We start from the raw sequence: 15,766 nt of genomic DNA, 5'->3' as shown, positions 1-15,766 counted from the left end.
TTTGCAGAGTCTTTAAGAAGCATCCTTCGTCAAGACCCGGATGTGGTGATGATCGGCGAAATTCGAGATGCAGAGACGGCACGCATTGCCTGCCAGGCGGCGAATACCGGTCACATGGTGTTTTCGACGGTGCACGCCAATGATACCTTTACGGCCTTGTATCGACTGATTGACCTGGGAGTGGAACCGTTTATGCTGGCCAGCTCTCTCTCAGCTTTACTGGCACAGCGACTGGCCCGGCGGTTATGTCCCGACTGTAAAGAAGCATATCAGCCGAATCCGGAATTTCTGAAGAAAGCAAATCTGCCGCCTGATAAAGTGAAGTCCTTCTACAGGCAGCCTAAAAATCCGGAAATTGTTTGTCCGAACTGTGGCGGACTGGGATACAAGGGCCGCATCAGTGTTGTCGAACTGCTTGATTTCAATGAGCGGATGCGCGATATGATTCGCGATACTGCCAATATCTCACAGTTGAAAGCACAGGCACGAAAGAACGGCATGTTATACATGAAAGAGGAAGGCTTGCGGCTGGTGGTGAAGGGGGTCACTTCCATCGATGAATTACTGCGAGTTGTGAAGTGAGATCACAATTGAGAAATTGACCTGCATTCCATTCACCTGACAAATTTTGATAGCGACTTTTTCATTTTGGAAATCGACCATGATCGACATTTTACTACTGGCCATCTTGGGAATTGTGACCTGGTGTGTTGCCAGTGAAGGCGCCTGGGGAGCCGGATTTATTTTTGTCTCAGTGCTCCTGGCGGGACTGTTGGCGATGAATTATTTCGAGCCTCTGGCCACTTTTTTGGCGAATAATATTTCCAGCTCAGGAGCCTGGCAGCGGCGCTGGGACAGTATTGCCCTGGTTGGGTTATTTATCGCTTTCATTTTTCTCTTTCGCGAAATTACGGTGCGTATTGCACCGACTTATATGCAGGTTCATCCCCTGGTTCACGAGATTGCGCGCTGGAGTTTTGCAGCGCTGACCGGATATATTGCGATGGCGTTTTTGTTGACTGCACTACACACCGCCCCTTTGCCTCGCGAATTTGCCGGCTTTACTCCCGAGCGAAATAACCTGTTTGGAGCCGCCGCCCCGGATCGTCAATGGCTGGGCTTCACCCAGTATGTTTCTGAGAAATCGATGCGAAATGGTGCCGCCGGTCATCTCTTTGACGGTCCCGAGTACACTTTTCCTCAGCAGCAAAACAGCATCTGGCCGTCATTTCCGATTCGCTATGCGACCCGCAGAGGACAAGGCGCAGCCGGCGGAGGGGTGACTGCAGCTCCTGTCTCGGAAGAGAAAGCAAGCCGCTCCTTTTAAGTGCGTGACGTATACTCGTGCTGGAATAAATCGACCAGTTGAGGAATGAATCGCTCAAACGCCCGCGCGCGATGACTGAGATGCTGCTTGACGATCGGTGCCAATTCGCCGAATGTCTTATGCAGCTCAATAATTTCAAAATAGGGATCGTAACCGAATCCATTCCGGCCGCGCGGGGAATCCGTCATGCGACCGCGACAGCGGGCTTCCACCTGCAGGCAAATTTTTCCCTGAGGATTGGAAATTGCGACATTACAAATATAAGCGGCAGTCCGTTTCTCAAGCGGTACGTCTTTCAGTTCCTGAATCATTTTGGCGTTATTCTGCTCATCGGTCGCATCTTCTCCGCTGAAACGCGCCGAATAAATACCCGGAGCACCGTGCAGAGCGTCGATCATCAATCCGCTGTCTTCGCCGATCGTCCACTGCGAAATCGCGAGCGCAGTTTGTGATGCTTTTTTCGCTGCGTTTTCTGCAAAAGTGCTGCCATCTTCTACGACTTCAGGAGCGTCAGGAAAGCCCGCGACACTTTGTACGTGGATTCCATGCGGGTGCAGTAATTCAGAAATTTCACCTGCTTTTTTGGAATTGCGGCTGGCGAGAATAATGGCAGGATACTGTGACATGAGGCTGTTGATTTTCAACGGAGGTGTCTGAAAAGAGTTCTCGGAGCGGGAACCAGCCAGGAAGTATCAGAGCCACTGCGCAAAAAAGAAGCCTTCCCGACTTCAGGCACTGTAACAGGCCCGAATGACAGAGGGAAGGCAACCACTTCTGACTTGATTAATTTGCTTTGGGGTTCTGAATCAACGTTGGTTTGGGATCAAATACCCATGATGCAGCCGGAGGCGCTTGAGGCGTTTTTCCGGGAATCACAAAGTATTCTGCCGTCATTGTTTCCACACCCGTTTCCGGATGAGGTCTCATTTTTGATCCAAACAGCTTTGCATAAGCGGCGAGTCGGGGATCGTCTGCCGAATCAAAAGAGCCGACAGTGACGATCGACCGATATTTTTCATGCAGCACATAGGCTTCAATATTTTGTGGTGAACCGGCAGGGAAGCCATAGCTTTTCGCATTTCGTAATGCTTTGGCCAGAGTCCAGGCGTTCTCGGCTGCCTGATCCAGACTGTTGCCAACTTTCAAACTTTCAGTGGCATTCTGAAAGCGCGACGTGGCTGTTTTGGTTACGGAGTTTCCATAGAATGAAGCGATAACCAGCGAATATTTTCCGTTGTTCTGCAGGAGTGAATATTCAACGCCGGAATTAAGTTTGGCGATCAGCGGGTCCTGTTTTCTCTGGGCCACTTCCTGCGGTGTCAGCAGCGGGTTGATGGTGAGAAACGCGCCGCTGAGCGGACCTGGTTGACCGGGTGTTTTGTTATACACGCCGTTTTCGGTCATCACTTTGGGGTGAAAGTTTTTGATGTATTTCAGTGTCTTCTGGGCAACTTCATCTTCACTATCGGAATAATTTCCGGCGATCACGGAAATCATCGCGCGCTGTGCTGCGTAGCTGCGGCGTTCTTCTCGACCGAGACGGTCCAGTGTATTAAACCGCTGGATCACAGATTCCTGACTGAAGGTGTAAGCCGGAATTCCGCGTTTGCGCAGTTCATAAACGAGTTCGTCAGCCGCTTCCTGCGCACTCAGCCCTTTCGTGCGTCTGCTTTCAGGAATATCCCGCAGGCTGGCTGCCATTATCATCCAGGGGCCATGCCGTTTGGTAAGCTTATATTTTTTGCCTTTGACGGCTTCAATTCCTGCATCCGCTTCTGGCACAATGCCCGTCATGATGACGGTTATTGCTAATGTGATGATCAGACTTTGTTTGAACAGTTGCGTGGTCCGCATATCAGTATCCCTTCTGAAAGCGTCCGAACCGGATGGATGTGATTTCATGAAACAGGCTCTGTTTTACCCGTGCGTCCTGACGGGCCAGCCACCTGCAAATAGACTTAATTAATGATGATGTTGAGATGTCTCAGACATGAGGCGGGAGTCTAGCAGTTCTGTAAAAATGCGTCTAGAGGTGATTTTTCAGGCCTGTTCCAGAGAGCATTTTCCGGGAAATCATCAAAGTGTCATGACGTCGGTGCTGAATAATTCTTTTCAAATCGTGGTGACTGGCATACAATCTAAGTAGTTATGAAATAATAAGATAAGATTTATGTTTTCGACTTCGCTCCCAAACAGAGGCGGTCGGAACCGGGGCGGGATCATATGCGCGTGCTTGTTGTATCGGACATTCATTCGAATTGGGCGGCACTCTCCGCAATCCAGGAAGACTTTGATTACTGCCTGTGTATCGGTGATCTGGTGGATTATGGAACCGATCCCATACCCTGTATCGAATGGGTAAAGCTGCACGCGACCGCCTGTGTGCGGGGAAATCACGATCATGCGGTAGCTCAGCGGGTGGAAGCCAAAGGCACCACCGGCTTTCGAAGTCTGGCCTGTGCGACGCGTCCGTTCCATTGGGAGTTACTGGATCGCGTCCGCATGAAATATCTGGCGCGGCTGCCCATTTCCCAGCAGATTACGCTCGAAGGCGTGACCTTTTATCTTGTGCATGGGACCCCCCGCGATCCTCTGGATGAATATCTGGGCGATAATGAAGCGGCCTGGACCGCGCGGTTACAGGGTATCAATGCCGATTTTATTTGTGTTGGGCATACGCATATCCCGTTTCACCTTGATCTCGGCGACAAGCAGGTGGTGAATCCGGGAAGTGTCGGGCAACCCCGTGATGGTGACCCCCGCTGTTCTTATGCCATCATCGAAGACGGCAAGGTTTACCTGAAGCGGCAGGAATATGATATTCAGGCTGCGATCCGTCAGATGGAAGCAGCGGGCCTGGCCGGAGAAGCACTGGAAATGGCTTCCAGCGTTCTCCTGAATGGCCGCATGTCCTGAATTCGTTCAAGCATGTGGTTCCGTCATGCTCATGGGATCGAGGGCTTCTTTCAGTGTTTCCTCAGGCAGAATTTTTTGTTCGGTGCACAATTCACGAATCGTTTTACCTGACTTGAACGCTTCTTTGGCTAGTTTGGATGCTTTCTCGTAACCAATGTGCGGGTTCAAACTGGTCACCATCGAGAGGCTGTTTTCCACTGCCGCATTGCAGGCTTCTTCGTTGGCTTCCATGTTTTCGCAGCAGAGCTTCACAAATTCATTGCTGGAATTCGCCAGCAGGTGAATACTTTCCAATGCGGTGAATCCCATGACGGGCATCATGATATTCAATTGAAATTGTCCGCCTGTTGCGCCGGCCATCGTAATCGTCTGGTCGTTGCCCATCACGCGTGTGGATGCCTGCATCATGCTTTCACACATGACGGGATTAACTTTTCCGGGCATGATGGAACTGCCGGGTTGCAGGTCCGGGATTTTGACTTCATAAAAACCACAGCGGGGTCCCGAACCCAGCCAGCGAATATTGTTGGAGACATTAAACAGCGTTGTGGCGATGGTTTTCAATTCCGCATGGCACTCCACGAGTCCATCCCGCTGGGCATTGGCTTCAAAATGGTTGACGGCTTCGATGAACGCAATACCGGTCAGTTTTGCGAGTTCGACACTCACGCGATGTCCGAACTCCGGATGCGTGTTGATGCCGGAACCGACGGCTGTGCCTCCGACGGGCAGTTCATACACAGCAGCCTCAGCTCGTTTAGCGCGTTCCACACACAGTTCCAGTTGTCGGGCAAAACCACCAAATTCCTGCCCCAGCCGAAGCGGAGTCGCATCGGCCAGGTGGGTCCGGCCAATTTTGATAATCTGATCCCACTCTTTTGCTTTTTGCGTGAGTATGGCGGCAAACTTTTCCAGGCCCGGGATCAGGTGATTGTGGATACTGGAAGCGACTGCGACATGAATGGCTGTGGGGAACGTATCGTTTGTGCTTTGCCCCATGTTGACATGGTCGTTCGGGTGCACCGATTTTTCAGGAGCAAACCGGTCTTTGCCCAGAATTTCAATCGCGCGATTACTGATGACTTCATTCACATTCATATTGCTCGAGGTTCCCGAGCCGGTCTGGTAGACGTCGATCGGAAACTGATCGTCAAATTTCCCTTCTGCCACTTCGGTCGCTGCTGAGATGAGGGCCTGGATTTGTGCATCATCGAGCGGGTTTTTCCCGGTTCCGGACAGTTTTCCTAAATCGCGGTTGGCATGGGCGGCCGCCAGCTTAACCTGTCCCATCGCGTGAATCAGGCTGGGGGGCAGGGTATTTCCGGAGATTTGAAAATTCTCGACGGCCCTTTGTGTCTGTGCGCCGTAGTAGGCGTCTGCGGGGACCTGCACTTCACCCATTGAATCACGTTCGGTTCGAAACCCGGACATTGGTCTGCTTCCTGTCTCTGATAGAGTTGCCAATTGTAAATGTAAAAAGAGCCGGCAATCAAAGATTTTGAAAGCCGGCTCCAATTCTAGCAAGTTGTCCTGTTTTCTCAATCGCCGTTCGCCAACAGATGAGAATTGCTCAGGGCAGAGGCTGCGAACTCCTCAGGTAACTGAACAGGTCGCGGACCTCTTTTTCGGAGAGTTTGTCGAGCAGTCCTTCCGGCATCAATGACTTCTTCTGCGGCAGCATTTCATCGATGTTATCACGTTCAATGGTGATACTCTGGCCGTCGGCGCTGCGCATCACGATCACATTGTTATCCTGATCAGCGAGGAATCCATTGACGGTTCGACCATCCTCGGTGACCACCAGAAACGTCTCAAAGCCTTCGCGGATTTCGGCAGACGGGTTTACAATATTCACCAGCATCCGTCCGACATCATCGCGTTTAAACGCGGTCAGATCTGGTCCAATCGCTCCCCCTTCGCCAAACAGTTTATGGCATTTGCCACAGTTTTTCTGGAAGAGTTTTTCTCCGGCGTAACGGTCCGGATCTTCTTTGCCGGTCTGCAGGATTTGTGTCTGGGCAGCGATCTGTTTCTGCATCTCTTCCGTGGTAGCGCCGGAAATGGAGCCGAAGTGTTTGGAGATCAGACCTGAAATGCCTGCATCACTGTAAACGGTCATTTTTCGTGCTGTTTCGATGGGGACCGTATCTTTGTTGATCTTGCCGGCATCAATGGCGGTCAGGAATTCGAGTGCCCAGGGTTTACGAATGGAAACCAGTGTCTGGGCGGCACTACGCAAATCGTCTGACATATCCGGATACTGGGCGGTGACCACTTTACCGATGGTTTCGTCCGGGTATTGCTGCAGCGCACTGATCGAGGCAATCTGCATCTGCAGGTCGCTGGAATTCTTAATAATATTCAACAGCAGGGGGACGGATTGAGGAACTTTCACTTCACCAAAGATTTGAATCAGATCCAGACGTTTCTGGTTATCGGCTTTGGAATCGTCCACAATTTTCAGTGCATTTTCGATGGCTGCTTTGTCCCCCTGGCGAATCCCCAGGGACATCGACTGTCCGCCGAATTTTGACATAGCTGTGATCAGTGCTTTCGGAAAACTGGCTTGGGAGCGACCTTTCATCGCCGTTTCAAAACCCGACATCAGGATTTCCGCATGCGACTTACCGGGTGCCAGCTCCAGCAGTTTGGCACAGACCAGCAGATCGTTACGCGACCCCGTCGAAGCAAACCGGCGCATGATGCGTTCCAGAATATATTTTTCGACGATGGGATACTGCCAGACTTCCGCTTTGGAAAAATAGGCCAGTAACGCTTCCCGGTCTTTATCGACGCGTTTTTCCAATGACCACCACAGGATCAGCGGCAAGTGGACGTCGTCGAGGTCTTCTGATCGGCTTAAGAGGTTAAAGGCGATCGGCAGCCCTGTTTCTGCAGGGAGCCGTTTGGAGGAACTGGCGAGCTGGCTGCGGACCTGCACGTGCGGTTCGGTTAAAGCGAGGGCAATCAGTTGCTGTCCGATTTTCGCGGGCACCTGATTTTCATCGCATAAGAGTCTGATGGTCCAGGCGCGAACAAATGGATCTTGATGCTGCAGTGCTTTCTCGGCGACACTTTCATCGAAGCCACCACTCAGATTCAACGCCCAGAGTGCTTCCAGCGCCGACTGCCCGTCTGTCTCAAACAGTTTCTGTTTTAAGGCAGGTATGACGGAAGCATCTTTGCGATCGCCGAATAATCGCAGGGCCTGCTGGCGATACCATTTGTTAGGATGGTCAAGAACTGCGATCAATTCCGGCGAGGTTTTTTTACCCAGATCAAAGGGAGCGAGTGGTTTTGCGTCTTTCGCGGTGAGGCGATAGATGCGGCCGTCCCCTTTTTCGACCTGACCTGCGTAGTGCTGGCCGTGAGCAATTTCGTGTTCGTACATGTCACAGAAGTAAATAGCACCGTCAGGGCCGACTTTGATATCGACCGGTCGAAAACGTTTGTCGGTAGTGGCCACCGGTCGTTGCAGATCTTCTGTCTGGTAGGAGGATCCATCGGCTGAGATTTCACTTTCAACCACGCGGCCCTGCAGCGGTTCTACGCCAAAGAGATGCCCCCAATATTTTTGGGGGAGTGTGTCCGCTTCGTAGATGATGAAGTTGTGAGTAAAGCGGGGCACCTTGGCGTGTTTCATCGCCTGGAAATAACCAAAGGTATACGGATTGGAAAGGGGACCATGTTTGCCGAAACCTTTCTGATAGTAGCTGCCTTGCGTGTAATGAAAGCCACGCGTATTGCCGCCGTTATGACCGGAATAGATACGACCTTTATTATCGATCTCGACGCCAAACGCGTTCCCGCCCCCTTCGGCGAAGATCTCATAGATTTTCTTTTCAGGATGATAACGCCAGATCAACTGACCCAGAGTCTGGATGGCTTCGTTGTCTTTCTGGCCCGGTTTTTTCACTTTACCGGAGACCGTACTTCCCTGTGACGAATACAGCCAGCCATCCGGGCCCCAGCGCAGACTGTTGACGACGGAGTGCGTATCTTCCATGCCGAATCCTTCGAGATGTACGACCGGGTCGCCATCGGGAACGTCGTCAATATCTTGATCGGGGTAGAACAGCAGATAGGGCGGGTTCAATACCCAGACACCGCCGCGTCCTTTGACAAAGGATGACGCAATGCTCAATCCATCGACAAAGATTTTGTGTTGATCATATTTGCCATCGCCGTTCGTATCTTCATGAATCGTAATTTTGTCTGCACCCCATTCATGATGAGGAGGAGCCAGCGGCACTTTATCGTAAACGGAACGATGATGTTTGTCCTTGCTCAGAATTTTTAAGCCTTGCGGGTAAGGATACTGCAGATAATTCATGACCCACATGCGGCCGCGTTCATCGAAGTTCTGAAAGATGGGCTGCTTCACATCCGGTTCGGCAAGCACCTGTTCAATTTTGAGGTCATCCGGCACGGTGAATTGCTTCAGCGAGTCGGCGGGGCTGAAAAATTCTCCCCCGGTATTTTTCGGAGGGGGTTCCGGCGGAGCAGCCTGACTTGTTGCGAATGAATACATTATTTGTGAGATCGCAACGAGTAAGAACAATCGATGACTCATTGTTCCGTATCCTTTAAATACAATAATTCAGGGGTGTTTTATAAATGCAGGCAGGTGTTCCGCGATTTTTCTCAGAGAGAAAATCCATTACGGATTCTGATAAGTGAATTTAGAATATACTTATCAGTCTGAATACAGAGCATATCAAAATCAAGCAACAAGCAGGCTTTCCGTGTCGGTTTCCCTGATCGTGAAAGTCAGTCTCGGCCTGTGAGTTGCTGAAAACAGATAATCGCAGTAGATATTAGTGACTCACTTTCCTTACGATGAATGGGGAAGCAATTGCCAAACGCAAAAGTATCATTTTCAACAATTCATTCGAAGCAGGACAATCTAAGATGATCAGAAAAGGGACGTTTCTCGCGATGGTGGCTTTGTGTTTCTGTTCTCAGGTGGGGTTCGGTCAAAAGCAAACGGACTCCCCGAAGGAAACACATCCATTGCCCGAAACAGTGGCAGAAAACGCGAAATTGCATGAAGAATATGCAGCCAAAGCTTTCTTCGAAGGGCCCGTCTGGGACCCTGTAGGAAAAAAATTGTACATTACTTCCTTTGTCGAAAAAGACACAAAAATATTACGCCTGGAAGGGCAGGGGAAAGCCACGATCTGGCTCGATGATACGAAAGGGATTAATGGGACTTATCTCTCTACAGAGGGGCGCATGCTAGGTGCTCAGGCGTATGGGCAGCATGTGATGAGTTATGCTTTTGGTGAGTCCGGGCCGACTGATACGGTGATTGTGGCTCAGAATCCCCAGTGGAACCAGCCCAACGATGTCTGCCAGACACCCAATGGGAATATTTATTTTACCGACCCTGATTTCAAGAATCGTAAAACGAGTGCCGTTTATGTGAAGACAACTGACGGAGCGGTTAAAAAAATCATCACCAGTATGCCTGTTCCCAACGGCGTGATCGCCGCGAATGATGGCAAGACACTGTATGTCGGTGACAGTCACGAGAAACTCTGGCGCAGTTTTCCCATCAAAGCTGATGGGACCGTTGGAGCGGGGAAGATCTTTTTTAATCCCGATACGCGGCGGCAGGACTCACCTGACGGAATGACGATTGACGCAGACGGGAACCTGTATCTTTCCGGACGGGGCGGAGTCTGGGTGGCAACCCCGGCAGGCGAATCTCTGGGATTGATCCCGGTGCCGGAATTCTGTTCGAATGTGACATTTGGGGGAGAGGATGGGAAAACGCTCTATTTCACCTGCGCGAATAAAGTTTACAGCTTGAAAATGAACGTCAAAGGGGGGCAGTTTCGCTAAAGAGACGCTGGTACGAATTCCAGAAGCCAACTGGACCATACGTTTTCAGTGGCTTTATTTGTGCATCACAAAAAAAGGACGCTGACAGGTAAAAGTCAGCGTCCCTTGATTGAAACAAACATGGGTAGTGTTGGAGCTTACAGAATGGCGGCCCCTTTGACGTCGATCCCTTTGAGGACCATTTTCAGCTCTTCCACGTTCGGTGAAATTTCGAATGCGTCGGCGCGGCTGATAAATTCGCGGTCAATAAAACCTTTCAGGCTGTCGTTGAATTGCTGCATGCCTTCCTCTTTCCCGATGCGGATGGCGGCCGCCAGTTTTTCGTCCTGTTCTTCCAGGATCAGTTTGCGCACGGTGGGGTTGAAAGTCATGATTTCAATGATGGGCACACGACCTGGTTTATCGACAATCGTTTTCAAGAGTTTTTGAGCAACGATGGCACGCATGTTGAATGCCAGACTGCTCCGCAGCGCTTTATGCATATCCTGCGGGAACAGGTCGAGAATACGGCCGATACAACTGGGGGCGTTGGAAGCGTGAATCGTTCCGAACACCAGGTGCCCTGTTTCTGCGGCGTGGATCGCGGTGGAGAATGTTTCCATGTCACGCATTTCGCCCACGAGCATGATGTCGGGGTCCTGACGCACGGCGTGTTTCATGGCGATTTCAAAGTCTTTCACGTCGATCCCGACTTCGCGCTGATTGATCAGGCACTTATTCTGGGTGTAAACGAATTCGATCGGGTCTTCAATCGTCAGAATATGTTTGCGATAATTATCGTTGACCCAGTTCAACATCGAAGCAATGGTCGTACTTTTACCACTACCGGTGACGCCTGCGAGCAGCACCATGCCCTGGTCGAACTTGCACAGTGATTCCATCACGGGAGGCAGGAACAGGCCGTCAAAGTTGGGAATCGAACGTTCAATTTTACGGGAAACCATACCGGGAAAACCGAGCTGGATAAACAGGTTCACACGAAAACGCCAGGGTACTCCTTCGTACTCCACGACGTAAGAAAAGTCGGCTCCCCCTTCCTCATGAAAGATTTTTTGGTTTCGCTCATCCATCATGGGAGCAAATAGCGCCAACATTTGTTCTTTGTCGATCGGCTCCATCTGCAGTTCACGCAGAGTTCCTTTGACACGTAAGATCGGCGCTTTGCCGACCTGCATATGCAAGTCGGAGCCGCCGTGCTTGATCAACTGGCGGAATACTTTGTCGACATCATTTTCAGCATGCCCCGTCAAAGGAGAAATATCTTTCGCTTTCGCAGGAACGGTCGTCGCCATGAACAAACTCCAATTATCAAACGATCTGTTCGCCGACAGCAGCCTGCAGGCGGACTGAGATGAAATGCTGACTCGATTTAGAAAAAGAAATGAGAGGCCGATGATCCCACTGATTCAATCTGCCTTAACTCGGTCTATAGTACTATTTTGAGGACTCTGGAAGAACATGCAAGGTTCTTTTGCCACGATCGCGATAAATTTGTCACTCTTCCCTGAAATCAGGTTGATTTTACTGGTTTGCCACTTACCTCTGCGCCAGGGAAACGGTGCTTTTGAAGCGGATGGGAATGCCCCGTTCCGCCAGATAGCGCTTGGTTTCATCGACGGGATGAGTGCCATAGTGAAAAATGCTGGCAGCAAGGGCTGCACTCGCTTTTCCTTCTGTCAGAACCTCAAATAAGTGTTCCGGGCAGCCTGCGCCGCCGCTGGCAACGACCGGGATCGTGACGGCTTCTGCAACGGCTTTGGTCATCGGCAGATCATAACCGTCCTTGGTGCCATCGGCGTCCATCGAAGTCAGCACGATTTCGCCTGCGCCGAGGTCTTCTACGTGTTGTGCCCATTCGATGGCTTCGAGTCCGGTGGGAACGCGTCCGCCGTTCACGTGGACTTCCCAGAATTCTTTGCCCTCTTTCTGAACCCGCTTGGGATCAATATTAACGACGATGCACTGGCTGCCAAATCGTAAGGCGGCCTCGCGGATCAATTCCGGATTTTTGACGGCGGAAGAGTTAATCGAGACTTTATCACAGCCGGCATTCAACAAGGCGCGAATGTCTTCCAGTGTTCGAATGCCCCCCCCGACCGTGAGCGGCATGAAGATAACCTCTGATGTTCGCCGGACAATATCCAGAATGATCTCGCGTTCTTCGTGGCTGGCGGTGATGTCCAGGAAGACCAGTTCGTCGGCTCCCTGTTCCTCATAGCGCGCGGCGACTTCGACAGGATCGCCGGCGTCCTGAAGATTCAGAAAGTTGACCCCTTTGACAACGCGACCCGCGTGGACATCCAGGCAAGGAATGATTCGTTTTGCCAGCATTGATAGAAACCTCAAAATGGAAAAATGTTAGTGATGGGGAGCAGTCGACACCAATCACTCCAGCCAAAGACAAAGCCCTTGAATGTTTATCTAGGTTAAACAATGTTCCTCATTTTGGGTACTGTTCAAAGGCATCAAACATCTGGTGGAGACGACATACGATTCAGCTTGCTCTCCCTGATTTTTATCTGGAAATTTGTCTCCGTAACCCGACAAACATTTTGGTAAGAGATGCCCGAGCCTGGTTTGTGAGACAGGGGGGACATTGGCTATTTGAGTGAACGTTGGTTAACAGGTTTTCGATACCAATGAAAATCTCGATTTAGGATTTCATATTCTAGTGGCATGGAATTAGCGGAGTCATTGTTTTTTATGCGCTGCTAATTCTGAATGTTATCTGAAGACAAAAAAGAGGGAAGAGAATGAGATCAAGAAAGCCAGCACGCCGGCACGGCTTTACGCTGATTGAGTTGCTTGTGGTGATTGCCATTATTGCGATTTTGATTGCCTTGTTGTTGCCCGCAGTTCAGCAGGCAAGAGAAGCCGCCAGAAGATCGACTTGCAAGAACAATCTGAAACAGGTTGGGTTAGCTTTACATAACTACCACGATACGCATCGGGTATTTCCTTATGCGACTGCGAATCCCGGCAATTGTATTCCTGCAGATCCCACTGCAACGATCACGAACCATACCGGTTGGCTGTATCTGCTTCCTTTTATGGATCAGGCACCTTTGTATAACCAGTTTAATTTCAGTGCGGCTACCGGACAGCATAACAAAAGTTCCAATCCGCTGGCAGGAGGAGGCGCGATTGCCAGTGGGAATGCGCAATTGGGAACTAATATCATTCCCATCCTCATCTGTCCTTCCGATGACGGTGGTGCAAAATATCCCGGTGCCGACACAAATTATGGTACCGGAGTCGCCAATGCAGCAAGAACCAACTATGGGTTCAGTATTACCACTGGAGAATACTGGGGAGGCGGATGTACTCTTTGGACCAACGAAGGCAAAACCAGTCGGGCGATGTTTGGTACGAACTCGAATTGCCAGATCCGCGATGTCAAAGATGGAATGAGTAACAGTGTTGCCGTTGCTGAAACAACGTTGGATGTCGACGATGGCGAATGCCAAACTTGGGCAGCTTCTTCACACGTGGGAATGGGAACCAATTTAAAGGCCGGTAATGGGATTAACCAGTTTCGCTGCTGCACCTGGAGGACTCCCGCCATGGCGCAATTTCAGCCAGGCCGCCTGGGAGAATGGGGAGAACCCGGGAGCACGCATACCGGTGGAATGCATGTTCTGCTGGGGGATGGCGCCGTACGCTTTATCAGCGAAAATATTGATACGAACACTCGTTCCAATCTGGCGAACATCTCAGATGGCAACGTGCTTGGTGAATTTTAAGTAGCAGGCTGCAGGAGTTTTTGAATCCCTCGGCAGGGAATACACTTCTCAGACTGTTGTATTTGTTCAGATCACTTGAGACGTTGTTGAGTTCACAACTCAAGCAGAGTTGTGAACTCAACGTGTTTTATGAAAGAAAAGTATATGCTGAAATTGAGTGGATATTTTGCGATTGTCATATTGCTGACCGGGATGGTCGCCGGTTGTGGCGGGCAGTCTGCTGAAGTGCCTGATGCATTAATTCCGGTAACAGGCACCGTCAAACTTGACGGAAAACCAGCGGCGAACATTAGCGTGCTTTTTAATCCCGGTAAAGGTACAGGGGGAACGGGCGGTTATGGTGTGACGGATAGCGAGGGAAAATACTCGGTCACACACCGCAGTAATCAGCCTGGTATCGAAGCGGGAGAATACATTGTGACCTTTTCCAAAATGGGCCTGCCAGATGGCAGCCCGATCCCGGAAGGAAAAGATGCCGCTGATGTGGGAGCAGTCCAGCTGCTACCGGACAAGTACACGAATCCCAATCGGGAGCTGAATCTGACGATGGCGACGGTGAAAGCACCGGGCGTCACACTCGATTATGAGATTACTACAAAATAAGCCTTCGGGATGTTTTGCTGCATCAAGCAAGCTGATCGAACCCAATGCAATGGTCCCCAATAAATCAAGGGCAGGTCTTTTAGGACCTGCCCTTGTTGCTTTTAAACGCACCAGAAAAGTCTAAAGCAAATTATCTGAAAGTGGTCAGATTTAGTACCACAGGATACTTGCCAATCACTTTTTCTTCGTCGCCGACGAACCGGTAGTATCTTCAGGAGGTTTTAAGGCTGGATCATCTTCTATGGGAGCTGAAGTATCCTGCGCAGATTCGGTTGAGCCTCCCGAACAGCCTGGCATTGGTAACAGCAGAGCTAAACACAAAAGACATGGGAATACCTTACGAAAAATTTCCACGAACACAATCATCTCCTCAAAATAATAATCAAAAGAGGAACTCTCCGGGAGCGAACTGAGTACTCAGTCAGGGTTCCCTTTGGTTGGGAGCCCTGACTGAAAAAACTAATTAAAATTCACCGACAACTTGACCATCATGAATGCGTGTGAGAAGGGCATACTGAGTGTTGTCCATATTTTCGCTCAAGAAACGAACGGAGCCGTCTCCCATCAAAACATGAATGCCCCCTTCGTGGACACTGGATGCAACTGAGTGAAGGATTCTGTCATCATTAACTGAACCGCCAGTCGCGCCTGCGACATCGTAAGGGCCATTAATATGATACCGTTTGTTGTTGATGTGATTAGGATCAATATTGGGGTGGTTCATAGCGAACGATCCAGCGTAACGATGTTGAGCCCATAAGGGAGAATAAGCATCATCACGTCTCCCATAAATGCAACCTTCGGTCATGGCAATTGAGTTGCTGAGTCCGTCTGTCACCGCTTTGAACTTAGCAGCACCATTGAAACCAAACATACCCTGTGACTGAGTTGTTTTGCCGTTAGCCATAGCATTGGCACTTTCGCGATAGGTAGAATACAGCCCATTTCCAGGCCAACCACTGTAATGTGAACCGCCGCAGAAGAGATAATTTGATCTGGCGGCTGCAGTGGCCATCCAGCTGTTATCAGTCCTGTCTTCAGGTGTCTGGCCTTCATCAGAAGGACACAAGAATGCAGGCAGGATATTCTGTCCCAGTGGGGTATTCGCATTAGGCCACCCGCCTGCGACAGCAGTAAAGTAGCCATTGATTGCTCCGCCGCTGGCAATATTAAAATCCCATTTGTTATAGAGTGGTCCCTGATCGATGAATGGCAACAGTAATGTAAAACCGGTGTGATTCAACCCGTTCGTTACAGGCTGGCCTGCAATTGTTCCAGAACCTGCCGGGTTAATAGCGCCGGGAGGCAATACACCATGAGTTTCATTATA

Annotated in this window: 13 protein-coding genes; 6 read left to right on the top strand and 7 right to left on the bottom strand. The window is 50.3% G+C overall.

The window, feature by feature from the left end:
* Window positions 1-582: ATPase, T2SS/T4P/T4SS family (locus Q0294_RS21120; protein WP_299469403.1), on the top strand; the 582-nt coding region annotated here is incomplete at its 5' end.
* Window positions 583-661: 79 nt separating this feature from the next.
* Window positions 662-1,327: a CvpA family protein gene (locus Q0294_RS21115; protein WP_299469401.1), complete on the top strand. Its 666-nt coding sequence runs from the start codon at window positions 662-664 to the stop codon at window positions 1,325-1,327.
* On the opposite strand, the gene rdgB is transcribed toward Q0294_RS21115, so the two are convergent.
* Window positions 1,324-1,953 carry an RdgB/HAM1 family non-canonical purine NTP pyrophosphatase gene (gene rdgB, locus Q0294_RS21110; protein WP_299469399.1) on the bottom strand — a complete coding sequence of 210 codons (630 nt, stop codon included), beginning with the start codon at window positions 1,951-1,953 and terminating at the stop codon, window positions 1,324-1,326. The two genes, Q0294_RS21115 and rdgB, sit on opposite strands and share 4 nt — an antisense overlap.
* Before the next feature lie 157 nt (window positions 1,954-2,110).
* Window positions 2,111-3,181 carry a hypothetical protein gene (locus Q0294_RS21105; protein ID WP_299469397.1) on the bottom strand — a complete coding sequence of 357 codons (1,071 nt, stop codon included), beginning with the start codon at window positions 3,179-3,181 and terminating at the stop codon, window positions 2,111-2,113.
* 369 nt (window positions 3,182-3,550) lie between these two features.
* On the opposite strand from Q0294_RS21105, the gene Q0294_RS21100 reads away from it, so the two are divergent.
* Entirely contained in the window at window positions 3,551-4,243 is a 693-nt protein-coding gene (locus Q0294_RS21100) for a metallophosphoesterase (RefSeq protein WP_299469395.1), read from the top strand.
* Between the two features lie 6 nt (window positions 4,244-4,249).
* On the opposite strand, the gene Q0294_RS21095 is transcribed toward Q0294_RS21100, so the two are convergent.
* Together Q0294_RS21095 and Q0294_RS21090 are read right to left on the bottom strand one after the other, a co-directional pair.
* Window positions 4,250-5,674 (bottom strand): class II fumarate hydratase, encoded by a 1,425-nt coding sequence (locus tag Q0294_RS21095; protein WP_299469392.1) that lies wholly within the window; start codon window positions 5,672-5,674, stop codon window positions 4,250-4,252.
* A gap of 139 nt (window positions 5,675-5,813) precedes the next feature.
* Window positions 5,814-8,816: a PVC-type heme-binding CxxCH protein gene (locus Q0294_RS21090; protein ID WP_299469390.1), complete on the bottom strand. Its 3,003-nt coding sequence runs from the start codon at window positions 8,814-8,816 to the stop codon at window positions 5,814-5,816.
* Window positions 8,817-9,154: 338 nt separating this feature from the next.
* Here Q0294_RS21090 and Q0294_RS21085 point away from each other — a divergent pair, with 338 nt between their 5' ends.
* Window positions 9,155-10,090: an SMP-30/gluconolactonase/LRE family protein gene (locus Q0294_RS21085; protein ID WP_299469389.1), complete on the top strand. Its 936-nt coding sequence runs from the start codon at window positions 9,155-9,157 to the stop codon at window positions 10,088-10,090.
* A 137-nt stretch (window positions 10,091-10,227) separates the two neighbouring features.
* On the opposite strand, the gene Q0294_RS21080 is transcribed toward Q0294_RS21085, so the two are convergent.
* Together Q0294_RS21080 and hisF are read right to left on the bottom strand one after the other, a co-directional pair.
* A complete protein-coding gene (locus Q0294_RS21080; RefSeq protein WP_299469388.1) occupies window positions 10,228-11,382 on the bottom strand; it encodes a type IV pilus twitching motility protein PilT in 1,155 nt (384 codons plus the stop codon).
* 244 nt (window positions 11,383-11,626) lie between these two features.
* Window positions 11,627-12,421 (bottom strand): imidazole glycerol phosphate synthase subunit HisF, encoded by a 795-nt coding sequence (hisF, locus tag Q0294_RS21075; protein ID WP_299469387.1) that lies wholly within the window; start codon window positions 12,419-12,421, stop codon window positions 11,627-11,629.
* A 422-nt stretch (window positions 12,422-12,843) separates the two neighbouring features.
* On the opposite strand from hisF, the gene Q0294_RS21070 reads away from it, so the two are divergent.
* Complete coding sequence (locus Q0294_RS21070) at window positions 12,844-13,833, top strand: DUF1559 domain-containing protein (protein WP_299469386.1); 990 nt, start codon at window positions 12,844-12,846, stop codon at window positions 13,831-13,833.
* Window positions 13,834-13,977: 144 nt separating this feature from the next.
* A complete protein-coding gene (locus tag Q0294_RS21065) occupies window positions 13,978-14,436 on the top strand; it encodes a hypothetical protein (RefSeq protein ID WP_299469385.1) in 459 nt (152 codons plus the stop codon).
* 463 nt (window positions 14,437-14,899) lie between these two features.
* Here the strand turns inward: Q0294_RS21065 and Q0294_RS21060 are convergent.
* The coding region (locus tag Q0294_RS21060) for a DUF1559 domain-containing protein (protein WP_299469384.1) at window positions 14,900-15,766 on the bottom strand (867 nt) is incomplete at its 5' end.

This window comes from uncultured Gimesia sp. (genome assembly GCF_937919775.1).
GTDB lineage: Bacteria > Planctomycetota > Planctomycetia > Planctomycetales > Planctomycetaceae > Gimesia.
The sequence above is the reverse complement of the archived record's forward strand: the minus strand, read 5'-3'. Positions and strand labels throughout refer to the sequence as shown.